At 74.0% G+C, this 21,744-nt stretch carries 20 protein-coding genes; 11 read left to right on the forward strand and 9 right to left on the reverse strand.

The window, feature by feature from the left end:
- Positions 1 to 30: 30 nt before the first annotated feature.
- From FRAEUI1C_RS24845 to FRAEUI1C_RS24855, 3 genes are all read right to left on the reverse strand, one after another.
- Positions 31 to 360, reverse strand: coding sequence for a transglycosylase family protein (locus tag FRAEUI1C_RS24845; RefSeq protein ID WP_013426113.1), 330 nt, complete (start codon positions 358 to 360; stop codon positions 31 to 33).
- A 635-nt stretch (positions 361 to 995) separates the two neighbouring features.
- Entirely contained in the window at positions 996 to 1,748 is a 753-nt protein-coding gene (locus FRAEUI1C_RS24850; RefSeq protein WP_013426114.1) for a hypothetical protein, read from the reverse strand.
- 269 nt (positions 1,749 to 2,017) lie between these two features.
- Positions 2,018 to 3,025 carry an EamA family transporter gene (locus FRAEUI1C_RS24855; protein WP_013426115.1) on the reverse strand — a complete coding sequence of 336 codons (1,008 nt, stop codon included), beginning with the start codon at positions 3,023 to 3,025 and terminating at the stop codon, positions 2,018 to 2,020.
- A 71-nt stretch (positions 3,026 to 3,096) separates the two neighbouring features.
- On the opposite strand from FRAEUI1C_RS24855, the gene FRAEUI1C_RS24860 reads away from it, so the two are divergent.
- Positions 3,097 to 4,080 carry a LysR family transcriptional regulator gene (locus FRAEUI1C_RS24860; protein ID WP_013426116.1) on the forward strand — a complete coding sequence of 328 codons (984 nt, stop codon included), beginning with the start codon at positions 3,097 to 3,099 and terminating at the stop codon, positions 4,078 to 4,080.
- Here FRAEUI1C_RS24860 and FRAEUI1C_RS24865 read toward each other — a convergent pair.
- Positions 4,018 to 5,433 carry an MATE family efflux transporter gene (locus tag FRAEUI1C_RS24865; protein ID WP_013426117.1) on the reverse strand — a complete coding sequence of 472 codons (1,416 nt, stop codon included), beginning with the start codon at positions 5,431 to 5,433 and terminating at the stop codon, positions 4,018 to 4,020. The genes FRAEUI1C_RS24860 and FRAEUI1C_RS24865 overlap by 63 nt on opposite strands.
- A 298-nt stretch (positions 5,434 to 5,731) precedes the next feature.
- On the opposite strand from FRAEUI1C_RS24865, the gene FRAEUI1C_RS24870 reads away from it, so the two are divergent.
- The gene (locus FRAEUI1C_RS24870) at positions 5,732 to 8,041 is read left to right on the forward strand and encodes a DEAD/DEAH box helicase (protein ID WP_013426118.1); all 2,310 of its coding nucleotides are present in this window, start codon (positions 5,732 to 5,734) and stop codon (positions 8,039 to 8,041) included.
- 69 nt (positions 8,042 to 8,110) lie between these two features.
- Here FRAEUI1C_RS24870 and FRAEUI1C_RS24875 read toward each other — a convergent pair whose 3' ends face one another.
- The 3 genes from FRAEUI1C_RS24875 to FRAEUI1C_RS24885 all read right to left on the reverse strand — a co-directional run bounded on the left by FRAEUI1C_RS24875 (position 8,111) and on the right by FRAEUI1C_RS24885 (position 11,460).
- Positions 8,111 to 9,241, reverse strand: a complete 1,131-nt coding sequence (locus tag FRAEUI1C_RS24875; RefSeq protein WP_013426119.1) for a TFIIB-type zinc ribbon-containing protein — start codon at positions 9,239 to 9,241, stop codon at positions 8,111 to 8,113.
- Positions 9,242 to 9,266: 25 nt separating this feature from the next.
- A complete protein-coding gene (locus tag FRAEUI1C_RS24880) occupies positions 9,267 to 10,472 on the reverse strand; it encodes an SPFH domain-containing protein (RefSeq protein WP_198318861.1) in 1,206 nt (401 codons plus the stop codon).
- Positions 10,473 to 10,653: 181 nt separating this feature from the next.
- A complete protein-coding gene (locus FRAEUI1C_RS24885) occupies positions 10,654 to 11,460 on the reverse strand; it encodes an enoyl-CoA hydratase/isomerase family protein (protein WP_013426121.1) in 807 nt (268 codons plus the stop codon).
- A gap of 81 nt (positions 11,461 to 11,541) precedes the next feature.
- Here FRAEUI1C_RS24885 and FRAEUI1C_RS24890 point away from each other — a divergent pair, with 81 nt between their 5' ends.
- The 5 genes from FRAEUI1C_RS24890 to FRAEUI1C_RS24910 all read left to right on the forward strand — a co-directional run bounded on the left by FRAEUI1C_RS24890 (position 11,542) and on the right by FRAEUI1C_RS24910 (position 16,018).
- Complete coding sequence (locus tag FRAEUI1C_RS24890) at positions 11,542 to 12,354, forward strand: GNAT family N-acetyltransferase (protein ID WP_013426122.1); 813 nt, start codon at positions 11,542 to 11,544, stop codon at positions 12,352 to 12,354.
- A gap of 101 nt (positions 12,355 to 12,455) precedes the next feature.
- Complete coding sequence (locus FRAEUI1C_RS24895; RefSeq protein WP_157735032.1) at positions 12,456 to 12,872, forward strand: helix-turn-helix transcriptional regulator; 417 nt, start codon at positions 12,456 to 12,458, stop codon at positions 12,870 to 12,872.
- A gap of 42 nt (positions 12,873 to 12,914) precedes the next feature.
- Entirely contained in the window at positions 12,915 to 13,346 is a 432-nt protein-coding gene (locus FRAEUI1C_RS24900; protein WP_013426124.1) for a VOC family protein, read from the forward strand.
- 64 nt (positions 13,347 to 13,410) lie between these two features.
- Complete coding sequence (locus tag FRAEUI1C_RS24905) at positions 13,411 to 14,499, forward strand: cytochrome c oxidase assembly protein (RefSeq protein WP_013426125.1); 1,089 nt, start codon at positions 13,411 to 13,413, stop codon at positions 14,497 to 14,499.
- Between the two features lie 205 nt (positions 14,500 to 14,704).
- Entirely contained in the window at positions 14,705 to 16,018 is a 1,314-nt protein-coding gene (locus tag FRAEUI1C_RS24910; protein ID WP_198318626.1) for an MFS transporter, read from the forward strand.
- Between the two features lie 25 nt (positions 16,019 to 16,043).
- Here the strand turns inward: FRAEUI1C_RS24910 and FRAEUI1C_RS24915 are convergent, their stop codons facing one another.
- Together FRAEUI1C_RS24915 and FRAEUI1C_RS24920 are read right to left on the reverse strand one after the other, a co-directional pair.
- Positions 16,044 to 17,150 (reverse strand): S-adenosylmethionine:tRNA ribosyltransferase-isomerase, encoded by a 1,107-nt coding sequence (locus tag FRAEUI1C_RS24915; RefSeq protein ID WP_013426127.1) that lies wholly within the window; start codon positions 17,148 to 17,150, stop codon positions 16,044 to 16,046.
- Complete coding sequence (locus FRAEUI1C_RS24920) at positions 17,147 to 17,860, reverse strand: SDR family NAD(P)-dependent oxidoreductase (RefSeq protein WP_013426128.1); 714 nt, start codon at positions 17,858 to 17,860, stop codon at positions 17,147 to 17,149. Before FRAEUI1C_RS24920 ends, FRAEUI1C_RS24915 begins: the two co-directional genes overlap by 4 nt.
- Before the next feature lie 77 nt (positions 17,861 to 17,937).
- On the opposite strand from FRAEUI1C_RS24920, the gene soxR reads away from it, so the two are divergent.
- The 4 genes from soxR to FRAEUI1C_RS24940 all read left to right on the forward strand — a co-directional run bounded on the left by soxR (position 17,938) and on the right by FRAEUI1C_RS24940 (position 21,649).
- Positions 17,938 to 18,408, forward strand: a complete 471-nt coding sequence (gene soxR, locus FRAEUI1C_RS24925) for a redox-sensitive transcriptional activator SoxR (RefSeq protein ID WP_013426129.1) — start codon at positions 17,938 to 17,940, stop codon at positions 18,406 to 18,408.
- A 148-nt stretch (positions 18,409 to 18,556) separates the two neighbouring features.
- Positions 18,557 to 19,048, forward strand: coding sequence for a hypothetical protein (locus FRAEUI1C_RS24930; protein WP_157735033.1), 492 nt, complete (start codon positions 18,557 to 18,559; stop codon positions 19,046 to 19,048).
- 37 nt (positions 19,049 to 19,085) lie between these two features.
- Positions 19,086 to 19,973 (forward strand): PhzF family phenazine biosynthesis protein, encoded by an 888-nt coding sequence (locus tag FRAEUI1C_RS24935; protein WP_013426131.1) that lies wholly within the window; start codon positions 19,086 to 19,088, stop codon positions 19,971 to 19,973.
- 134 nt (positions 19,974 to 20,107) lie between these two features.
- On the forward strand, positions 20,108 to 21,649 hold the full coding sequence (locus tag FRAEUI1C_RS24940; RefSeq protein WP_013426132.1) for an MDR family MFS transporter: 1,542 nt from the start codon (positions 20,108 to 20,110) through the stop codon (positions 21,647 to 21,649).
- Positions 21,650 to 21,744 lie beyond the last annotated feature (95 nt).

The following is a 21,744-nucleotide window of genomic DNA, read 5'->3' on the forward strand; positions in this document are numbered from 1 at the left end:
GTTCGGTCGACGCCACGTGAGGCGTGAGGCTCAGATCTTGTGGCCCCAGCAGCCCTTCGAGGCGTACCACGGGCTGGTGCCCTGCTGGGCGTAGAGCTTGTAGGCCTTGGCCCACTGCTCGGAGACCGAGGCGTTCTGCGGCAGACCCCTTCCGCCCAGTCCATGCCAGGTGGACGGCAGGAACTGGAAAAGTCCGCCGGCACCGATAGAGTTCACCGCGCGGGGGTTGCCGCCCGACTCACACGGCACCACGGCCGAGAGGAAATGCGCCGCCGACGGCCGGGCCGCAGCGGAAGCAGGCTGGGTGGCGACCAGACCGGTCCCGACGACCGCCGCGGCCAACGCCGGGGTAGCGATCATCGCACGGGCACGGGTGGAGAGGCCACGAAGCAAGATTGAAGTCCTTTCCCACGCCTCCGAAGACAGGCAGAAATCCGAGCGCACTCCAGCCCGGCGAAAATCGGCCTGGAATCCGTATCCCGGAAAGGGCATCGACACTACGATGCCAGGCGCCACCTCGGTGACGCGCCCACCCTCGGTCCCTGCCGAACAGGTCCGAAGAAAACGCCGTGACGCGGGGGCAAAGAAAAGGCGTCCCGCCCGGCGTGTGCCCCACCGTCCAGCGCGGCACGAGAACCACCATGACAGCCAGAACCCGGCCCTGGCAAACCCCGAAATCCCCGGTAACCCGACTCACACGCCAACGTGGAAGAACACTCGGCCCGACAAATCCCGACACGTTCCCGCGCCCTCGCCACCCACTGCCACCGGCCCCCCACCGCGGCCGACAAGCGCGCCGGGCGGTGACCGGGCCGCCCGCACCGGCCACGCCCCGCCCGCGAGGCGCTCACCCAACGTCGGCCACTGTGAGGACGGACACGGCGCCGCCGGCACCGACGCCGCGTGCCGGGGCCGACCGGAGCTGCACCGCCGGCCGGCGGTGCATACCGGCCGCTGCCGCGGTCCCGCCCGCGCGGGACCGCGGCCAGCGGGCCTCAGCCCTGCGGGTTCTGCGGCCAGCCGCCCTGCTGCTGACCCTGCTGCGGCGGGTACTGCTGCCAGCCGCCCTGCTGCTGGCCCTGCTGCGGCGGGTACTGCTGCCAGCCGCTCTGCGGGTCGCCGCCCTGCGGCTGCCCCTGCTGCCAGCCACCGGGGACCTGGCCCGGCTGCTGGCCCTGCTGCCACCCGCCCTGCGGCGGCTGCTGGTAGGCACCCGGCTGCGGGGCTCCCGGCTGCTGGCCCTGCGGCCAGCCCGGCTGCGGGGGGCCGTACGGGTACCCGGGCGGGCCGGCGGCCGGGGTCTGGCCGGCGCCGGACACGTGCCGCAGGGCGGTGAACGCGGTCAGCGCGAGCACCGCGAACAGCCCGAGGAACAGCCCGGCGCGCGCGCCGGACTTGACGTCGGAGTCCAGGTAGGCCGGCACGTCCGGCAGCGTGGCCCAACGGATCACGATGAGCAGCAGGGCGAACCCGCTGGCGATCGTGAACACCAGCGCCGGCGGGATCGGTCCCACGGCCGGCATCCGGAAGCGCCCGAGGACCTGGGCGGCCACCAGGCCCGCGATCGCCAGGCACAGCAGGACCGGGAACCACGCCAGGAAGCCGGAGTGCCAGGCGCTCCAGGAGTAGTTGTACCGGTTGAGCTTCACGCCGTACCACGGCAGGAAGCTCGAGATGAAGACGACGAGGCCAGCTCCTAGCACCCCGATGTCGTAGGTCGCGACATCGCGGCCTCCGATGCGTGCCATAACGTGAAAACCCCTCTTCGCTAGCGACGAACGATGTGGGCGTGCTCGCCCGGCCCATGGCCAGCCCGCCAGGAGCGGTCCAGGCCGCGTCCTGCCCCCCAAGCCCGCCCCCATGAACGAGAGCGCCACAACGTACCAAACGGGCATTTATCGCCCGGTTGGGGTGAGACTCCCAGAGGGCGAACCCAGGTCACGCCAATGTCCGGAAGCCGACAGCGGCTTTCCCGTGGTCCGGAACATCCGTCGCCGAAAGCGTGCGGGCGGCGCCGCTAGGCGGCCGGCGGCACGGACACGGACCGCGAGGGAGCGCGGCCGGCCCGAGAGGGGCCTCTCGCCTCGGCCGGCTCGCCGGGCGGTGCCGCGGGACCGCCCGCGCGCCCGGCGGACCGCCGGGCCGCGCTGGTCGGCACCGCGCCAGACCTCGAGGTGGCGCCGTAGAGCACACCACCGACGACGAGGACGGCGCCAGCGATCTCGGCGGCCGACAGCCGCTCGCCGACCAGGACCGCCGCGGCGGACAGCCCGACGACGGGCACGAGCATCGAGAACGGCGCGACCAGGCCGGCGGGGTGGCGGGCCATCAGCCAGCTCCAGATGCCCGAGCCCAGCAACGTGCCGATCACGACCGTGTAGGCGAGGCCGGCGAGGGCGCTCCAGAGGTGGCCGGTCGTGGTGAACGCCCCGGCGACCCGGTGCGGCCCCTCGACGAGCAGGGACAGCGCCAGCATCGGCACCGGCGGCACGACCGACATCCACAGGGTGAGGTGGAACGGGTTCGGCGCGTGCGCCCGGGCGTTGCAGACGTTCCCGATCGCCCAGCCGAAGCCGCCGGCGAGCACCAGCAGGAACGGGCCGAACGCGGCCGCGTCGTGCGCCCGGGTCCAGCCGACGACGCCGAGGCCGAGGACGGCGACCAGCAGGCCGGCCAGCCGGCGCGGGGTGACCCGCTCGCGGAACCCGACGGCCCCGAGCAGCACGGTGAACGGCGCCGAGGACTGCAGCACCAGGGACGCGAGCCCGGGCTGCATGCCGGCGTGCATGCCCCAGTAGAGGAAGAGGAACTGCAGCGTGCCAAAACCGAGCCCGTAACCGAGCAGCAGGCGCGTCGGGACGGCGGGCCGGGGCACCAGGAACAGCGTCGGAATCGCGATGACGCTGAATCGCACCGCCGCCAACAGGAACGGCGGGAAGTGCCGGAGCGAGGCGTCGATGGCGAGGAAGTTCAGGCCCCAGGCAATGGCGACGACGACGGCGAGCAGGCGGTGACGCGGCGGCATACCTCGACTGTCCCCGAGGCCACATATTAGGACAAGTGAAAGCTAATTCAATGTCTCTGTAGGCTGCCTACATGGACGTGCGCCACCTGGAGCTTCTGCGCGACCTCGCCGAACGCGGCAGCATCACCGCCGTCGCCGTCGCGACCCATCGCACGCCGTCGGCGGTCTCCCAGCAGCTGCGCACCGCCCAGCGGGAGTTCGGCGTCGGGCTGGTCGAGCCGCACGGGCGCGGCGTCCGGCTGACGGACGCCGGCCGGCTGCTCGCCGGCGCCGGCCGGGACGTCGCCCGCGTGCTCGCCGAGGTGCAGGCCCGGTTCGACGAGTTCCGCGGCGAGCCGGCCGGGCTGGTCCGCGTGGCGGCCCTGCCGAGCGCCGCGACCCTGCTGCTGCCGGGCGTGCTGGCCGAGCTGGAGACGACGGCGATCCGGCTGGAGTGCGACGACGTCGACCTGCCGGAGCAGGAGTACGGCCGGCTGGCGACGGACTACGACATCGTGATCGGGCACAGCCTGCACGCGGGCCCGCCGCCGGGCGCGGAGGGCCTGGTCACCGTGGCGCTGGCCAGGGAGCCGCTCGACATCGCCATGCGGGCCGGCCATCCGCTCGCCGACGGGCCGACGGTGACGGCGGCCCAGCTGATCGAGGTCGAGTGGTACGGCGTGCCGCTCGGCTACCCGTTCGACGTCATCCGCCTCGCGGTCGAGGCGGCCACCGGGCGGCCGGTCATGGTCGTCCAGCGTCTGCGGGACAACCGGCTGGTCGAGGCGCTGGTGGCTCGCGGCGACCGGGTCGCCGTCCTCCCCCGGTTCACGACCCCGACCGGCCACGGCCTGGAGCTGCGGGAGCTGGCCGGGCTGGACACCGGCCGGCATCTGCTCGCGCTGCTGCGGCCGGACCGGGCCGAGCGCCTCGCCGTCCGGCACGCCCTCGCCAGCTTCCGCCGCCACGCCGCGGACATCGCCGCCCGCCATGGCAGGGGTCCGGGGCACCCGTCAGACGCGGGAGGCCCCGGCGGCGCCCCCGGCCAGCCACCGGGAGCCGAAGGCGCGCGGTGAGAGCGTGCCGGCGCGGGCCGCGAGGGAGCCGACCGCATAGGCGCCCATCAGGCAGACCAGGCCCCACTCGCCGCGCGGCGCCCAGCGCAGGACCGCGCCGGCCAGCAGGGCGAACGCGGCCAGGTTGGCCAGGCCGGTCCAGGCGAGGTAACGGTTGTCGCCGGCGCCGATGAGCACGCCGTCGAGCACGAAGACCAGACCGGCGAGCGGCTGGCCCGCGGCGAGGACCAGCACCGCCGGGACGACGAGCCGGGCGACCGCGGCCGAGCTGGTGAACGCCGGCCCGAGCACCCAGGCCAGGCTCGCGAGGACGACTCCCACGGCGGCCCCGCTGCCCACACCCCAGGCCACACAGCGGCGCAGCACCGCCCGCACCCCGGCGAGGTCACCGCCGCCCAGCCGGTCACCGACGAGCACCTGGGCCGCGATCGCCAGCGCGTCGAGCGCGAACGCGGCCGTGGCGAACAGCGTCATCGCGACCTGGAACGCGGCCAGCTCGTCCGACCCGAGCGCGGTCGCCGTGTAGGTGACCAGCAGCAGCCCGGCCCGCAGGCTCGCCGTCCGCAGCAACAGCCAGAAACCGGCCCGCGCGCCCCGCAGCACCCCGACCCCGCGCGGACGGCCGCTCGCGCCGACCCGGCGAGCGTGCCCGGCGACCACCCCGAGGTAGGCCACGACCATCCCCCACTGGGCGAGCACCGTCCCGGTGGCCGAGCCGGCGATCCCCCAGCCGGCGCCGTAGATGAACGCCGCGTTCAGGGCGGCGTTCGCGCCGAAGCCGAGGGCCGCCACGACCAGCGGCGTGCGGGTGTCGTGCAGGCCGCGCAGCAGGCCGGCGGCGGCGAAGACGAGCAGCATCGCCGGCAGGCCCGCCATCGAGATCGACAGGTAGCGGGACGCCTGGGCGTCGACGGCCCGGTCCGCGCCGAACGCGCCCACCAGCGACGGGGTGACCCACCAGCCCAGCAGCGCCAGCCCCGCTCCCAGCCCGGCGGCGAGCCACAGCCCGTCCAGGCCCGCGGCCACCGCCGCCCGCTCGTCCCCGGCGCCGCGCAGCCGGGCGACCGTCGGCGTCGTCGCGTAGGCCAGGAAGACCATCAGGCCGACGGCGGTCCCGAGCACCGACGACGCGAGACTCAGCCCCGCCAGCGGCGCGGTGCCCAGATGCCCGACCATCGCGGTGTCGGCCAGCAGAAACAGCGGCTCGGCGACCAGCGCCCCCAACGCGGGCAACGCCAGCCGCATGATCGCCCGGTCCAGCCGGGCGTCCCGGACCGCCTCAGCTGGCGCGTCCCGCACGATCGCCGGGTCCAGGCGGATCTCCGCCGCCGGCGCGTCGTCTGCCAACCCCACGTCGCGAGCCTGCCTCCAGCTGGCCACGATCGGGACCGTCGATGACCAGTCTCACGTCCTCCTCGTCGCCCGTCACTGGGCGTGTGCTCGGCCCGAGCGCACTCGTCCGCGCCGGCCGCACTCGGGGGCCGCCTAGCCGAGCGAACGGGTGTTCGAGGATAATTCTCGATCGCGACCCGGGTGGCGACCATTTTCGCCGGAAGTGCGGGAAAAAGCGGTCTTCGGTGGGTATGTCGACGGTGCGTCGCGCTGAGTGCGCGGCGCGGTCGGTCCTGAGCACGTGAGGTGGGTTTTGGGGATGGCGTTTCGACTGCCGGACGAGAAGCAGGCGCCGGTGGGCAGCGTCGAGGCGCGGCGGCTGCTGGACGACGCCACCGCGCTGCGGGACCTCGCGGACGACGCGCTCGCCCGCGAGGAGGACGCCCGTACCGAGGTCGCGCGGCGTTTCCAGGTGGTGCGGGCGACGCTGGCGCGGCGCGACCTGGCGACGATGGATGTCGAGCGGCTGAAGGACACCGCCGACGACCGGCTGCCGTTCCCGGCGCTGCGCCGGGCCGGCTACCGCACGGTGGCCGACCTCGTCGACGAGCGTCCGGAGGTGCTCGACGCGCACCCCGGCATCGGCGCGGTGTCCGCCAACCGGGCGATCGCCGCGGCCCGGGCGCTCGACCAGGCCGCGCAGGAGCGGCTCGGCCTGCGGGTCGCGATGGACCCCAGCGACGAGCGGGCCACCGACCTGCTGCGCTGGCTGCGCCGCGTGGTGCAGCTCGCGGACGCGCTCGACGACGTGCGCGGACCGGCCGGGGTGCTGGCCAACGACCTGCCCGCGCTGGTCACGGCCGCCGCGCCCACGCGTAGCCGGACCCGGATGCTGTTCGCCGGCGAACGGCGCCGGGTCGCGGCCCGTCAGGTGCTTGACCAGGTAAGGCGGCTGCTCGACGACGCCGAGACGGCCGGGATCGCCGACCGGCTGACGGCGGCGGGCCGGCTCGCGCGCACGGCGCCGGGCGACACAGGCGTCTGGGGCGACTTCGAGCGCGCGGCGGTCCGCTACTACGGGCTGCTGGGCGAGATCGTCGGAATCCGGGACACCACCGACGCGGCGGCCGGTCAGCTGCCCGAGGACATCGCGGCCCGGGTCCGCGAGCAGCGGCTGGACGGCGAGTTCCGGACCGTGTCGCTGCGTGGGTACCAGGCGTTCGGCGCGAAGTTCGCGCTCGCCCAGCGCCGGGTGATCCTCGGCGACGAGATGGGCCTGGGCAAGACGGTCCAGGCGATCGCCGCGCTCGCCCACCTGCGGGCGCTCGACCAGACCCACTTCCTGGTCGTCTGCCCGACGTCGGTGCTGGTCAACTGGCTGCGCGAGATCGCCCGGCACAGCACGCTGACGGCGCACCGCCTGCACGGCCCGGACCGGGCCGACGCGGCGCGGCGCTGGTTGGCCGAGGGAGGCGTCGCGGTCACCACGTTCGACACGCTGAGCGCGCTGGAGCTCCCCACGGCGCTGCGGGCCCGGGTCGACGTGCCGACCCAGCGGGACCGGGTGCGCCGCAGGCGGACCGTCGCCGCCGGGCCGCCGGGGCCACGCATCGCGATGCTGGTCGCCGACGAGGCCCACTACGTGAAGAACCCGGCGACGAAGCGGGCCGAGGCGCTGCGGGCGCTGGTCAACCGAGCCGACCTCGTGGACCGGGTGCTGTTCCTGACCGGCACGCCGATGGAGAACCGCGTCGACGAGTTCCGCCAGCTGGTCGGGTACCTGCAGCCGAGCCTGCTGCCGGTCAACCCCGCGGCCCGCCGGCCGCGCGACACCCCGGAGCTGTCCCCGGCCCGGTTCCGGACGCTGGTCGCGCCGGTCTACCTGCGTCGCAACACCCACGAGGTGCTCTCCGAGCTGCCCGACCGGGTCTCGACCGACGAGTGGCTCGAACGCGGCTCACGCGCCGAGCAGGCGGCCTACCGCAAGGCGGTGCTGGACCGGAAGTTCATGGCGATGCGCCGGGTGGCCTTCACCGGCGACCCGGAGCACTCGGCGAAGCTCGACCGGCTGGTCGACATCGCCCGCGAGGCGGGCCAGAACGGCCAGCGGGTGGTCGTCTTCTCGTTCTTCCTCGAGGTGCTGGACATCGTCGGCCGGCGGCTGCGGGCGGACCCGGAGTGCGGCGCGGTGTTCGGGCCGATCACCGGCGCGGTCGCGGCCGAGGAGCGCCAGCAGCTGGTGGACGACTTCGGCCGGCGGCCCGCGCCGGCGGTGCTGCTGAGCCAGATCGTCGCCGGCGGCACCGGGCTGAACATGCAGGCGGCGTCGGTCGTCATCCTGTGCGAGCCGCAGGTCAAGCCGACCCTGGAGGAGCAGGCGATCGCCCGGCTGCACCGGATGGGCCAGATCCGGACCGTGCAGGTGCACCGCCTGCTGACGACCGACAGCGTCGACCAGCGGCTGGTCGAGATCCTGGCCGCGAAGCGCGTCGAGTTCGACGCCTACGCCCGCCGCAGCGACCTGGCCGACGCCGGCCCCGAGGCGCTGGACGTGTCCGACGAGGTGCTCACCAAGCAGGTGCTGGAGGAGGAGTACGCCCGGATCGCGAAGACCGGGGCCCGCGCCTGAGGGGGACTCCCGGCGACGAGCGGGCGTCGTGGGTGGACGGCCGGCCTGGCCCGCCCACCCACGACGCCGTCAGTGTCTCGTCGTGGTGCCCGTGTGGTGGTGCCCGCCGTGGCCGGCGACCAGGAAGCCGATCACGCCGATGACGATCAGCGCGGCGACCACCGCGAAGAAGATCTTCAGCTTGCTGTACGGCCGCTCACCCTGGATCTCGCCGGTCATGCCGTTGACGAGGATCTGCCAGCTGCGCCCCGCGTAGAGGAACGTGGCGATCCACAGCGGCAGCAGCATCAGCTTGAACGTGACGTTGTTGTGCTGCGTGTTCACGTGGTGAATCCGCTGCTCGTCACCGCCGATGTCGCGCCTGACGTCCTCGGCGATGACCGGGGCCATCCGGTTCTTCGCCTCCTCGAAGCCGGACTCCGGCTCGAGGTCGTAGCGCAGCGCGAAGTGCCCGGCGAGAAACTCCTGCTGGAACGGCTGGGCGGCGTCCAGCGGCCAGGGCGCCAGGTCGTCGACCTTCTTCGGCGGCAGCACCGAGCTGCCGGGCACCAGCACGTCGTCGAACACCCGGTCGACGTTGCCGCTCGCCCGGTGCCAGCGGGTCTTCTGCACCTGGCGGGTCTGCTGCTTGCCCTCGCTGTCGGTGTAGGACTCGGTGACCCAGTAGTGGTCGCCACGCTCGCCGTCGTAGCCGGAGAAGGTCCGCGAGTCGAACGTCCAGTGCGGGACGTACGTGCTCTTCATCGACTCGGTCTCGGTGACCTTCTTCAGCGCCTTCGGCGCGAACCACCGCGACGACGTCCACTTCCGGACGGCGTCACGCACGGCGCTCCGGTCGAGGCCGAACGGCAACACGCCCTCGGGCACGATCTGCCCGGTCGCGGCCGGGTCGATCACCAGCGGCGAGCCGCAGAACTGGCAGAGCGTGGCGGTCTCGTTCGACTCGCTGCGGGCCGCGCAGCGCTGGCAGACGTAGACGTAGGCGCCGATGCTGCCGACCGGCTTGCGGGGCAGCGTCGCCAGGTTCTCGATCGCGATCTCGTGGATCTCGCGGTCCCCCGCCGCGATCTCCTGGGTGAACCCGCAGTACGGGCACCGCATCGACGTCGAGCCTGGCGCGAACTCCAGCCGCGCTCCGCACCCACCGCAGGGATAGGTCGCCGACGCGACCGAAGCCTGCTGGAACCCTTGATCGGTCATTGCTTCCTCAGCTGTGGGGACGCGCTCAGGCCTGCGGCGGGAGCGGCGGGGGGACGCTTCCGAACAGCGGCGCTACCTCGGCGACCTGAGCCGCCGCCGTCCAGGCCGCCATGCCGTTCTTCCAGACCAGCGTGTCGGGCCGCAGCTGGCCGCCGGAGATCTGCTGGGCGAGCTGGCCGCGGTCGAACGGGCCGAGCTGCTGGCCGTTGACGCCGAGGAACCACTGCTCGGGCGTCGGCAGCGGCGGCGGGGCCGACGGCGCCTGCTGCTGACCAGGCTGCTGGTAGCCGGGCTGCTGCTGACCGGGCTGCTGGTAACCGGGGCCGGGCTGCTGATAGCCAGGCTGCTGGAACCCGGGCTGCTGGTAACCGGGCTGCTGGTAGCCGGGCTGGCCGACGCCGCCCGCGGCGCGCTGGCCCAGCGCCATCCCGAGCCCGATCCCGAGACCCTCGCCGGCGCCGCCCTGGTTCTGCGCCGCCGCCTCGATCGCGTTCGCGGTCTGGAACTGGGTGTACTGGTCGAGATTCCCGAGAATGCCCATCTGGCTGCGCTTGTCGATGGCCTCCTCGACCTCGGGCGGCAGCGAGATGTTCTCGATGACGAACTTGGGAATGGCGATGCCGTACGGAGCGAGCTCCTCCGTCAGCGCCTTGGCGAGCGTCCCGCCGATCTGGTCCTGGCGGGTGGCCAGGTCGAGCATCGGCACGTGGGCGTTCGCGAGCGCGCCGCCGAGCCGGCCGACAATCAGCTGGCGCAGGAACTCGGACACCTCTTCGGTGCGGAACTGCGGGTCGGTGCCGGCCAGTTCCTTCAGGAGAAGGCCCGGATCCACCACCCGCATGGAGAAGGCGCCGAACGCCCGCAGCCGGACCATGCCGAACTCCGGGTCCCGGACGATCACCGGGTTCTGGGTGCCCCACTTCAGGTCGGTGAACTGCCGAGTCGTGACGAAGTACACCTCGGCCTTGAACGGCGAGTTGAAGCCGTACTTCCAGCCCTTGAGGGTCGACAGAATCGGCATGTTCTGCGTCTCGAGGGTGTACATGCCGGGCGGGTACGCGTCGGCTATCTGACCCTCGTTGACGAAGACGGCCGCCTGTGACTCACGCACGGTGAGCTTGGCGCCCATCTTGATTTCGTTCTCATAGCGCGGGAAACGCCACACAATGGTATCCCGGCTGTCGTCGGTCCATTCAATGATGTCGACGAACTCGCCGCGGATCCGGCCCATGATATCCACGTTCGCACCACCCCCGGAGCCTTCGGCGCCTGTCGCCACACCACCTGTGGCGCAACTTCGTGGCGAACCATACCGTCCGGTCGGCTTGGGGGTGGATCGTGTCCGCTAGTTGTCAGACAGCAGGCGGGGATCTCCGGTGGTGGGCGCGACGCGGTCCAGGCGCCCGGCGAACCTAGCGCCCGGTGAACCGTGGCGGCTGCTTGGTCGGGAAGGCCTCGACGGCGGCCCGGTGGTCATCGATGGCGGCCAGCGCCGCGGGGTCGCGCCCCTCGGCGACCAGCACCTGCTCCAGCGAGGCGGCCCAGGCCTGTCGCATGGCGCTCTTGGCGATCGCGTAGGCCCGCGGCGGGCCGGCGGCGAGCCGGCGGGCGAGGGCGGCCGCCGCGGGCAGCAGTTCGTCGGCGGGCAGCACCCGCGCGACGAGTCCCCAGGCGAGCGCGTCGTCGGCGGTGAACGGCTCGGTCAGCAGCACGAGCTCGCTGGCCCGGGCGCCGCCGACCACCTTGACCAGGCTCGCGGCGAGGGCCGAGTCCGGGGTGAGGCCGCTGCCGGTGAACGCGGCGGTGAACCGCGCGCCGGCCGCGGCCAGCCGCACGTCGCAGGACAGGGCGAGGCCGAGCCCAGCGCCCGCGCAGGTGCCGTTGACCGCCGCGACCACCGGCTTCGGCATGGTCGCGAGGGCCGTGACCACCGGGCTGTAGTGGTCGGCGGCGCCGTCGAAGGCGTCGCGGCCCTCGGCGCGCACCGCGGCGGTGTGCTCGCGCAGGTCCCGGCCCGCCGAGAAGACGCCCCCGGTGCCGGTGAGCAGGACGGCGCGCACCGCGTCGTCCCGGGCGACCCGCTCGACCGCGTCGCGCAGGGCGATCTTCGCGATCTCGGTGAGCGACGGGGTGGTCATCGTGAGCGTCGCGACCTCGTCGGTGACTGTGCAGGTCACGGCGCCCAGCGTGCCGGGCCCGCTGCAGTGGCGACCGTCCATGCCGTCAGACTACTGTGTGTAATCGAATCGCGGTCATCCGTAGTCCAGGATGGGCCGAAGCGCGACCGTAGAATTCGCCCGGTGAACGTGGTCTCGCTCGGATTTCGGACCGACCTGATGCTGCGGCGGCTGGCCGGTGCCGTCATCACCGAGCGGCCGTCATACCTCGCAGTCCGGACTCCCGGCAATCCCGGGTTCTGGTGGGGGAACTTCGTGCTGGTCGACCGGCCGTTCGCGGCGGGCGACGCGGGCCGCTGGGCGGACGTCTTCGCCCGCGAGTTCCCGGGCGCCGCCCACCTCGCGCTGGGCGTGGACGGCATCGACGGCGACGCGGGCGACGCCGTCGAGCTGGCCAGGCTCGGGTTGACGGTCGAGGTGGACACGGTCCTGACCGCGACCCGGCTGACACCGCCCGCACGCCCGCCGGCCGGGGCCACGATCCGCCCGCTCGCGGGCGACGCCGACTGGGCCGAGGCCTTCGAGCTGCGGCTGGCCGCCCACGGAGAGCAGGACGCGTCCGCCGAGTACCGCCAGTACGTCGCCCGCAAGCTCGCCGAGGAACGCGCGCTCTGCGACGCCGGCCACGGCGCCTGGTTCGGGGTGTTCGTCGACGGCCGGCTCGGCGCCAGCGCCGGCCTGTTCGCCGACGGAGACGGCGACCGCCTGGGCCGCTACCAGAGCGTCGAGACGCATCCGGACCTGCGTCGCCGCGGGCTCGCGTCGGCCCTGGTCCACCGCCTCGGCGACTGGGGCCGCGGTGAGCTGGGCGTCCGCACGCTGGTCATCGTCGCCGACCCCGACTACCACGCGATCCGCCTCTACCGGGCCCTCGGCTTCACCGACACCGAGAAGCAGGTACAGCTCTACCGCGAACCCCCCGCGGCCGAGGCCTGAGCACTCGCGTTCCGCGGCCGAACGGGACCGACCCGGCCGAACGCGACGCTCAGGACCCGCGGGTCGGTCGGCCGCCGGGCACCGGCGGCGATACTGGACGGGTGGTGGCTCTCGCCCGTCATCTGCTGCGCGCCAAGGATCTCGCTGACGGCCGGTATTTCGAGGCGCTCACGGTCGCGGACCTCGCGCGCGCCGCCGGGCTGTCGCCGGCGCACTTCAGCCGTGAGTTCCGGGCCGCCTTCGGCCAGCCACCACACCAGTACCTGCTCACCCGCCGGCTCGAACGGGCGGCCGCGCTGCTGCGCAACACCGACCGCGACGTGACCGAGATCTGCTTCGCCGTCGGGCTGACCAGCGTCGGGTCGTTCCTCACGAGCTTCCGCCGGATCTACGGCGTCACGCCGTCGTCCTACCGGGCGAGCTTCCCGCCGGCACAGCGCCACATCCGGGTGCCCGACTGCGTCGCCCGCGTCTACGGCCGGCCGCGAAACCGCACGTTTCGAGAAGCCGGCGGCTGACCGGACGCCATAGCGTCGCGCCCAGTCGACCAGGGAGCAGCGATGATCAGGATTGCCAACGCCCAGTTCTGGGTGCATGACCAGGACGAGGCGCTCGCCTTTTACACCAGGAAGCTCGGCTGGGAGGTCCGCTCGGACGTCACGATGGCCGAATGGTCGTTCCGCTGGCTCGTCGTCGGGCCGGTCGGGCAGGACGACGTCGGGCTGGTCCTGATGCCCGTGCCGCGGCCGCCGATGTTCGACGCCGGCGTCAGCGCGGCGCTCGCCGACCTGGTCGCCAAGGGCGCGGGCGGCACGCTGTTCCTGGAGACCGACGACTGCCAGGCCTCCTACGACGACCTGTCCGCCCGCGGCGTCGTCTTCAACGACCCGCCGACGCCCCAGCCATACGGCATCGACACCTCTTTCCGCGACCCGTCGGGTAACAACATCCGGCTCACCCAGATCCTCGACTTCTCCCCCGACCGCCGCTAGCGGGCCGGCCCGGTCCCGGGCGGGCGCGCGTCGCGGCGGAATGGGCTGTGTGAGAGTGACGGACATGCCCGTCACGCCGACCGTCCCGTCGCCGGCCGCCCTCGCCGCGTACCACGGGCCGCCGGCCTTCGGCTGGCCGTCGGCGGCCGGCCGGTGGACGTTCGACCCGGCGCTGGTGGTGTTCGCCGCCCTCGCCGCCGCCGGCTACCTGCTGGCCCTGGCCCGCGTCCGCAGGGCCGGCGGACGCTGGCCGGTGGCCCGCACGCTCAGCTTCCTGGTGCCGGGGATCGGCCTGGCCGTGCTCGCCGGGCTGTGGTGGGTCGGCGTCTACGCGCGGGTGCTGTTCTGGGACTTCACGGTGCAGGTGATCCTGCTGCTGCTGGTCGCGCCGATCTTCCTCGCCTTCGGCCGGCCGCTGACGCTGGTGGCGGCCGGTGGCGGCCGGTCGGGCCGGTTCGTCGACCGGGTGCGCGCGAGCGGACCGTTCCGGATCGCGTCCCATCCCGCGTTCGGGCCGCTGCTGGTTCCCGTCATCGTCTGCGCCGTCTACTTCACCGGGCTGCTCGCGGCGGCGCAGCGTGACGCGGGCGTCGCGGAGATCATCCAGGTCGCGCTGCTGCTGACGGGTTTCGTGGTCGCGCTGCCGCTGGCCGGTGAGGACGCGGGAACCTCGACGACCAGCCTGGCGATCGCAGGGGGCATGTTCTTCGGGGTACTGGAACTGCTGCTGGACGCGGTCCCGGGCATCTTCGTACGGCTGCGCCACGGCCTGTTGGCGCCCGGGTACTACGCGTCCCTGCACCGGCCGTGGGGGCCGTCACCGCTGAACGACCAGCATGTCGGCGGGACGATCCTCTGGACGGTCGCCGAGGTCGTCGACCTGCCCTTCCTCGTCCTCCTGGTCCGGCGGTGGATCAAGGTGGACGCCCAGGAGGCGGCCCGGGTCGACCGGGAGCTCGACGCCCTCACGCTGGCCCAGCCCGCGTTCGCCGCGTCGTCCTCGGCCGACGGCGGGACCCCGGGCGCCGGCGCGGCCGAGGAGGCCGAGCGGACCCGGCCCTGGTGGGAGACCGACGCCGACTACTTCGGCGGCTCCCGCGCCGCCCAGTTCCGCCGCGCCGGCGCCGAGCGAAACCCGACCGAGCCGTCCTAGGCGAGAGCCACCGCCCGGGCGCCGATCGTCCGGCCAGCGGTCGTTCGGGCGGCAATCGTCCGGCGAGCGGCCGTCCGGACGGCAATCGTTCGGGCGGCGATCCGCGATCGCCCTTGCCGTTTGCGGTCTGGTAAAGGCACGATTCCCACGGTTATGTCGCCGGCTCAACGCTCCCTGTGGCGCGCCGGGGCCGGACGGCCAGGGCGTGACCGGACTTCGGGGGCAGGCTGTGACGCTGCTGCGCGACCGCAGGTTCCGGCTCCTGTGGTCAGGACAGCTGCTGTCGAACATCGGCGACTGGTTTCTCGTCGTCGCCGTACCGGTGTACGTCTTCCAGCTGACCGGCTCGACGCTGGGCACCGGGCTGGCCCTCGTCACCCAGATGGTCCCGGCCCTCATCTGGCCGCCGCTCGCGGGCGTCCTGGTGGACCGGATGGACCGGTTGACGGTGATGATCGCCGCCGACGTGGCCCGGGCCTGGATCATGCTGCTGCTGGTCCTGGCCGAGGCGGACCGGCTGTGGCTGGTCTACGTGGTGCTGCTCGCCCAGGCCTCGCTCGCGCAGTTCTTCCTGCCGGCCCGGCAGGCCGTCATCCCGGCGGTCGTCGGGCGCGGCAAGGAGCTCGGCCACGCGAACGCCTGGTTCTCCCTGTCCGGTGGGATCATGCGGATCGCCGGAGCGCCGCTGGGTGGACTCGTCTACGCCACGGCCGGGTTCCACGCGGCCGTGCTCGCCGACAGCGCGAGCTACGCCATCTCCGCGTCGACCCTCGTCGGGGTGCGCGCGCTGAGCCGGAGCCCCGGGACCGCCTGTGCCGCGACGCGCCCCGCTCCCCACCCCCAGGCGGCGGTGTACCTGCGGGAGGCCGTCGCCTTTCTGCGCGGCCACCGCGTCCTGTGGGGGCTGCTCCTGGTCTCGGCGGTCTTCGAAGGGGTGGACGGGGCGCTCAACGTCCTGCTCGTGCCCTACGCGGTCCACACGCTGAACAGCGGCTCCGGCGGCGTCGGCCTGCTGTTCGCCGCGCTGGGCGGGGGTTTCCTGCTGAGCGCCCCGGTGGGGCGGTGGGTGGCCGAGGCCCGTCTGCTGCGCGTCGGGGTCGCCGCGTGTCTCGCCGTCATCGACGGCTGCTTCGCCGTGCTGTTCCACACCCACGCGTTCGCCGTCGCGCTGGTCGCGATCGGGATCGTGGGCGTGCCCGGCGGCGCGTTCGTGCTCGTCGTCCAGGTCGAGCTCCAGCGCGGGACGCCGTCGGCACTGCTCGGGCGGATCGGTTCCGCGTTCGCGGCCGCGCAGATGACCGCCGCGCTGCTGGGCGCCACGCTGTCCAGCGTCGCCGTCCGGCCGCTGGGCCTGACCGTGGTCGCCGACGCGGCCGTGGTGGTCCTCCTGCTGGGCGCCGCCGCGGCCGTGGCGCTGCTCCCGGCCGGCCCGGTCCGGGCGAGGGCAGGCCCCACCCGGCGCCGCGCGGCCCACCCGGTGAGCGCGACGCCGGCCGGCGAGCCCGACGCCCCCGGGTGAGACGACCGGCCCCGCCGCGCCGGGCTCAGGGCAGCAGCAGGCAGCTGTCGCCGAACTCGTGCCACAGGTAGCGGGCCCGCACCGCCTCCCGGTAGGCGTCGGCGACCAGCGACGGACCCGCGACGGCCACGAGCAGGTCCAGGTGCGAGGCGCCGGGCGCGTGCCATCCGGTGACCAGGCCGGTGACGGCGCGGGCCGGCCGGTCTGGCCCGAGGACGAGGTCGGTCCAGCCGGCCGTGGGCCGGACCGTCCCGTCCGGTGCGGCCGCCGACTCCAGGGCACGGGTGACGGTGGTGCCGACCGCGACGACCCGGCCGCCCCACCGTCGGGTCGCGTTCACCAGCCGCGCGGTCTGCGGGCCGACCCGGAACCGTTCCGGCTGCGGCGGCTCGCCGGGTTCCTGGGAGGAGACCCCGGTGTGCAGCAGGACCGGCGTCACACCGATCCCCCGGCTGACCAGGTCGGTCACCAGCTCGGTGGAGAACGGGCGCCCGGCACTCGGCATCTCGGCGCTGCCCGGGTCGCGGCCGAACACCGTGCGGTAGGCCTCGATCGGCTGCGGGTCGGGCACGTAGGAGTAGCGAATCGGCCGGCCCACGTGGGCGAGGTAGGCCACGACCCCGCCGTCGACCGGGACGTACGCCCGCCACAGCCGGCGCTGGCCGGCCGGGTGCGGCCCGCGGACCGTCAGCCGGACGCCGGCCGGCAGGGCGAGCTGCTCCCCCGGGCGCAGGTCGGCGACCGGGCCGGTGACCGCCTCGCCCGCCGGGCGGACCTCGACGACCCAGTCGCCGTCGTCGAGAGCGGTGGCGAAGTGGACGGCCACCGTCTCGCCGCCCGCGCGGACGCCGGCCACCGCGGCGGGCAGCGTTCCCGACGTGTTGACGACCACCAGGTCGCCCGGGGCGAGCTGGTCACCGAGGTCGCTGAACCGGGCGTGCCGAAGGTCGCCCGGCCGGGCGACGAGCAGTCGCACGCCGTCCCGGCTGGGCGGCGGGGCCGCCGCCTCGAGCCCTGCCGGCAGGTCGAACACGACGGTGCCCGTGACGTCGTGACCGTGCTCCGCCGTTCCCCCGAGGACTCCGGTCGGGGGTGCCGTCCTGGTGGCGCCGGCCGCGCTCGGGCCGGTCATCGGGCCGCCTCCGCCAGGGCGGCGGCCGACGCCAGGACCGCGGCGCGATAGCGGCCGCTGGGTGGGCGTGTCTCCAGGAGGCGCAGGATGGCCGGCGCGACCAGCTCCGGGCGGGGCCGGTCGGAGATGTCCTCGCCGGGGAAGGCCCGCTGGTGCATCTCGGTCAGCATGTCGCCGGGGTCGACGGCGTACGCGCGGATCGCCGGCTCCTCCGCGCCGAGGACGGCGGTGAGGTGGTCGAGTGCCGCCTTCGTCGGCCCGTACACGCCCCAGCCGGGATAGGCCTCGACCGCGGCGTCCGAGCTAACCGCGAGCCACGTGCCGCCGCTCGCCCGCAGCGCCGGCAGCGTGAGCTGGGCCAGCGCGAGCGGGGCGAGGACGTTCGTCTCGTAGGCGGTCCGGACCGCGTCCAGCGGGGCGACCGCGAGCGCCGGCAGCGGGCTCGGGCCCAGGTCGCTGGCATTGGCGACGACGAGGTCGAGGCGGCCGAGGCCCGTCGCCGCGTCGACGAGGGCCCGCCGGTGGGCCGGGTCGGTGACGTCGCCGGCGACCGCGACGAGGGACGGCCGGGCGCGGACGGCCTCGGCGAGCCGCGCGGCGTCCCGGCCGTCCACGACGACCCGCCAGCCGCCGTCGGCGAGGGCGCCGGCCAGCGCGCGGCCCAGCCCCCGGGATCCTCCGGTGATCAGTGCTACTGGGTTGGTTGGCATGCCGCGATCGTGATTCTTCAAGTTAACTTGAAGTCAAGCGGGCGGCATCCGGGCTGTCCCTGGCGAGGAGGTTGGGCATGCAGGCGACGGATCTGCTGACCGTCGGCGAGGTGTCCGAGCGCAGCGGCGTCGCGGCCTCCGCGCTGCGCTACTACGAGGCCCAGGGGCTGCTGGCCGCGACCAGGACGTCCGGCAACCAGCGGCGCTACCCGCGCCATGTCCTGCGCCGGCTGTCGTTCATCCGGGCGGCGCAGAACGTCGGGCTCTCGCTGGACGAGATCAGGTCCGCGCTGGCGGCGCTGCCGGACGGCCGGACCCCGACCCGGGACGACTGGGCCCGGCTCTCCCGTTCCTGGCACGAGCGCCTCGACGACCAGATCGCCGCCCTGCGCAAGCTGCGGGACGGCCTGGAGTCGTGCATCGGCTGCGGCTGCCTGTCGCTGGACCGCTGCGCGATCTCCAACCCCGGCGACATCGTGGCCGGCAACGGCCCGGGCGCCGTGTACTTCCCCCGCGCCCTGCGCGGCGCGGCCCCGCACCACGGGTGACCTGCGCCGGAACTAGTTCTTGCCCGCGGGACGGGTCCGGCGATAGATGTCGTGTGACGTAGGTAACCTCGGTCGAGTCGGGTCGAGGTGGGCAGCGGCCGACCGGGTCACGGTCGGCGGTCCGCCCTCGCGGGACAGGAGCAGGCTGATGATCGCGCTTGGGCAGCGGCGAGACGCCACCGCCGGGACCGCGGCCAGGAGGAAGGGCGTGCTGGCCCTCGCCCGGATCACGGAGCTGGCCCAGACCGGCACGGTCCTCAACGACCAGCCGGAGGTCAGGCTCAGCCTCCAGGTGACCGGGCCGGGCCTCGCCTTCGGCACCGCCGCCCGGGTCGCCGTCGGCGGCGCACGGCGGGCCAACGTGGACGCCGGCCAGCTCGTCGTGCTGGTCGACCCGGCCAGCCGCGAGTACCAGATCGACTGGGACCGCAGCGCCCTCGTCAACGGGCTGGTGCCCGCGCGGTTCGCCTTAACCGGCGGCGGTGTCCGCGACCTGACCGGCCAGACCGGCCCGATCATGGAGATCCTCCAGATCCTCTGGGCCCACAACGTGTCGCTGAGCCGGATGTCGGAGCCCGGCACCGACCCCGCGGTGGGCGAGCAGGTCCAGGCCGTCCTGCGCGCGGCCGCGACGCGATAGGCCACCTCGGTCCGCTTACGGGCCGCACTCTGGATGCATGGCGCAGACCCTTGACGTCCTGACGGTTGCCGCCTGCCTGCGGGACGGCGTCGGCGGCAGTCCCACGGCGGTCATCACGGGCAGCCACGAGCTGGGCGACGCGGACCTCGCGCGCCTTCCCGCCCGGCTGGGCGCCTCCCATCTGGCGGTCGTGGAGCCGGGCGACCGCGTCCGTGCGCTCCGCTTCTTCACCAGCGCCGGCGAGCTGCCCAACTGCGGGCACGGCACGATCGCCGCGATCGCCGTGCTGGCCCTCGCCCGCGGCGGGTTCCAGGGCCGGCTGCGCGCGGCGGGCCGCGAGTTCGAGGCGGCCGGCATTTTCCGACCGCCGACGAGGCCGGCTGGGCCGGCGCTGTTCGACGCCTGGTTCGACCAGGGCGTCGTGGACAGCCGGTCCGCGACGGCGCCGGAACGCGAGGCGTTCCTCGCCGCCCTCGGACTTTCCCCGGACGCGCTGCACCCCGACGACGAGGTGTCGGTCGCTTCCCCGGGCCGCGAGCGCCTGCTGGTCCCGGTCGCGGACCGGTCCGTCCTCGCCGCCCTGCGCCCCGACCAGGACCGGCTCGCCGACGCGAGCCGCCGCCACGGACAGCTCGGCTGTTTCGTCTACGTCCCGCCGTCCCCCGCGACCTCCGCGGCGGCGCGGATGTTCGCCCCCGCGATCGGGGTGCCCGAGGACGTCGCGAACGCGAACAGCACCGGCTGCCTGGCGGGCCATCTCCTCGTCACCGGTCGGGATCCGGCCGTCACCGTCGACCAGGGTGACGCGCTCGGCCACCCGTCGACGGTGCGGGCGACCGCGACGCGGACCGCCCGCGGCATCGCGACCCGCGTCGGCGGGGCCGTGCAGGTGCGGCGCACCAGTCGCATCGCCGGCTCGCTCTGACCGCCGCACGGCAGCCGGGCGACGATGTGCGGAATACATAGACGCAGGTCGAGCGTTGCACCGGAGTTTGCGCCCCCCGCCGGGCCGATCGTCAACGCAGCGCCACCCGAGCCCTCCGATCTGAAGGACCCGAGTTGACCGCCTCCCTGGACACCGATGGCCTCGTCGCCGCCGGCGACCTCCCGTCCGGCGGCCTCGCGCCGGACCCGGCCGCCGCCGGGCTCGACGGCGCCCGCGGCCGCACGCCGCTCGTGATCAAGCTCTTGGTCGGCGCCACGTTCACGGTCATCCTCAACGAGACGATCATGACGAACGCCGTGCCGCGCCTGATGGTCGACTTCGACATCAGCCCGCGGGCCGCGCAGTGGCTCTCGACGGTGTTCATGCTGACGCTGGCCGCGCTCATCCCGGTGACCGGCTGGTTCCTGCAGCGGGTGACCACCCGGAGGGCGTACGGGGTCGCGATGGCGACCTTCTGCGTCGGGACGGTGATCGGCGCTGTCGCGCCCGTCTACCCGGTCCTGCTGGTCGGCCGGGTGGTCCAGGCCGCGGGCACCGCGGTGATGATGCCGCTGCTGATGACGACGCTGATGACCGTCGTGCCCGAGCGCGACCGCGGCCGGGTCATGGGCACCGTGACCATGGCGATGTCCTGCGCCCCGGCGCTCGGCCCGGCCGTGTCCGGCGTCATCCTGCAGCTCGGCTCGTGGCGGCTGATCTTCGTGTTCATGCTGCCGATCGCGGCCGTCGTGGGCCTCGGCGGGCTGCGCCTGCTGGAGAACATCGGCGAGACCCAGGCCACCCCGGTCAGCTGGATCAGCGTCGTGCTCGCGGCGGCCGGCTTCGGTGGCTTCCTGTTCGGGCTCAGCGAGGCCGGCGCCCTCAACAGCGTCTACGTCGGGCTGATCATCGTGGGTGGCCTGGCGCTGGTCGCGGCGTTCGTGGGCAAGCAGCTGCGCCTGCAGCGGGTCGGCAGCCCGCTGCTGGACCTGCGGACCCTGAACCACCGCACGTTCAGCGTCTCGCTGCTGCTGCTCGCCGCGGTCGACATGGCGTTCCTCGGCTCGATGTTCCTGCTGCCGCTGTACCTGCAGGACACCCGCCACCTCAGCTCGCTGGAGACCGGCCTGCTGGTGATGCCCGGCGGCCTGGCGATGGGCGCGCTCGGCCCGCCGGTCGGGCGCCTCTACGACCGGTACGGCGCCCGGCCGCTGGTCATTCCCGGCGCCGCCTGCTCGGTCGTCGCGCTCGGCACGCTCAGCCAGCTCGGCGCCCACACGCCGTACCTGCTGCTGCTGGCCGCGCACATCGTGCTGATGGCCTCGCTGGCCGCCGTCATGACCCCGGTCTTCTCGGTCGGCCTCGGCGACCTGCCGACCGACCTCTACGCCCACGGCAGCTCGCTGTTCGGCACGATCATGCAGGTCTCGGGTGCCATCGGCACCGCCCTGCTGGTCGTCATCTCCCAGTCGCGCGAGAGCCACCTGGTCCACGCGGGCGTGGCGTCGGCCGAGGCCACGGTCGGCGGCCTGCGCTGGGCCTTCGCCGGCGGCGCCGTCTGCGCGATCGCCACGACCCTGCTCGGCCTGCTCCTCCCCCGCACCACCGGCCGAACCACCGACCCCGACGCCACCGAGGCCTCGTCCGAGGCCGAGCTGGATCTGGCGCTGGGCTAGATCCTGACGGTGCCGGCGATCGTGGTGTGGGCGTCGCCGCCGAGGCCAGCCTCGCCTGACCTCGGCCGCTCCGCGCCATGAGCATGATTGCTAGT

Origin of the sequence: Pseudofrankia inefficax (genome assembly GCF_000166135.1) — a bacterium.
Lineage (GTDB): Bacteria > Actinomycetota > Actinomycetes > Frankiales > Frankiaceae > Pseudofrankia > Pseudofrankia inefficax.

Bases quoted from the DNA above. Each gene is read 5' to 3' on its own strand.
- FRAEUI1C_RS24845 (WP_013426113.1), bottom strand. From the start codon at position 360: ATGATCGCTACCCCGGCGTTGGCCGCGGCGGTCGTCGGGACCGGTCTG.
- FRAEUI1C_RS24850 (WP_013426114.1), bottom strand. From the start codon at position 1,748: ATGGCACGCATCGGAGGCCGCGATGTCGCGACCTACGACATCGGGGTG.
- FRAEUI1C_RS24855 (WP_013426115.1), bottom strand. From the start codon at position 3,025: ATGCCGCCGCGTCACCGCCTGCTCGCCGTCGTCGTCGCCATTGCCTGG.
- FRAEUI1C_RS24860 (WP_013426116.1), top strand. From the start codon at position 3,097: ATGGACGTGCGCCACCTGGAGCTTCTGCGCGACCTCGCCGAACGCGGC.
- FRAEUI1C_RS24870 (WP_013426118.1), top strand. From the start codon at position 5,732: ATGGCGTTTCGACTGCCGGACGAGAAGCAGGCGCCGGTGGGCAGCGTC.
- FRAEUI1C_RS24875 (WP_013426119.1), bottom strand. From the start codon at position 9,241: ATGACCGATCAAGGGTTCCAGCAGGCTTCGGTCGCGTCGGCGACCTAT.
- FRAEUI1C_RS24880 (WP_198318861.1), bottom strand. From the start codon at position 10,472: ATGGGCCGGATCCGCGGCGAGTTCGTCGACATCATTGAATGGACCGAC.
- FRAEUI1C_RS24885 (WP_013426121.1), bottom strand. From the start codon at position 11,460: ATGGACGGTCGCCACTGCAGCGGGCCCGGCACGCTGGGCGCCGTGACC.
- FRAEUI1C_RS24900 (WP_013426124.1), top strand. From the start codon at position 12,915: ATGATCAGGATTGCCAACGCCCAGTTCTGGGTGCATGACCAGGACGAG.
- FRAEUI1C_RS24905 (WP_013426125.1), top strand. From the start codon at position 13,411: ATGCCCGTCACGCCGACCGTCCCGTCGCCGGCCGCCCTCGCCGCGTAC.
- FRAEUI1C_RS24915 (WP_013426127.1), bottom strand. From the start codon at position 17,150: ATGACCGGCCCGAGCGCGGCCGGCGCCACCAGGACGGCACCCCCGACC.
- FRAEUI1C_RS24920 (WP_013426128.1), bottom strand. From the start codon at position 17,860: ATGCCAACCAACCCAGTAGCACTGATCACCGGAGGATCCCGGGGGCTG.
- soxR (WP_013426129.1), top strand. From the start codon at position 17,938: ATGCAGGCGACGGATCTGCTGACCGTCGGCGAGGTGTCCGAGCGCAGC.
- FRAEUI1C_RS24930 (WP_157735033.1), top strand. From the start codon at position 18,557: ATGATCGCGCTTGGGCAGCGGCGAGACGCCACCGCCGGGACCGCGGCC.
- FRAEUI1C_RS24935 (WP_013426131.1), top strand. From the start codon at position 19,086: ATGGCGCAGACCCTTGACGTCCTGACGGTTGCCGCCTGCCTGCGGGAC.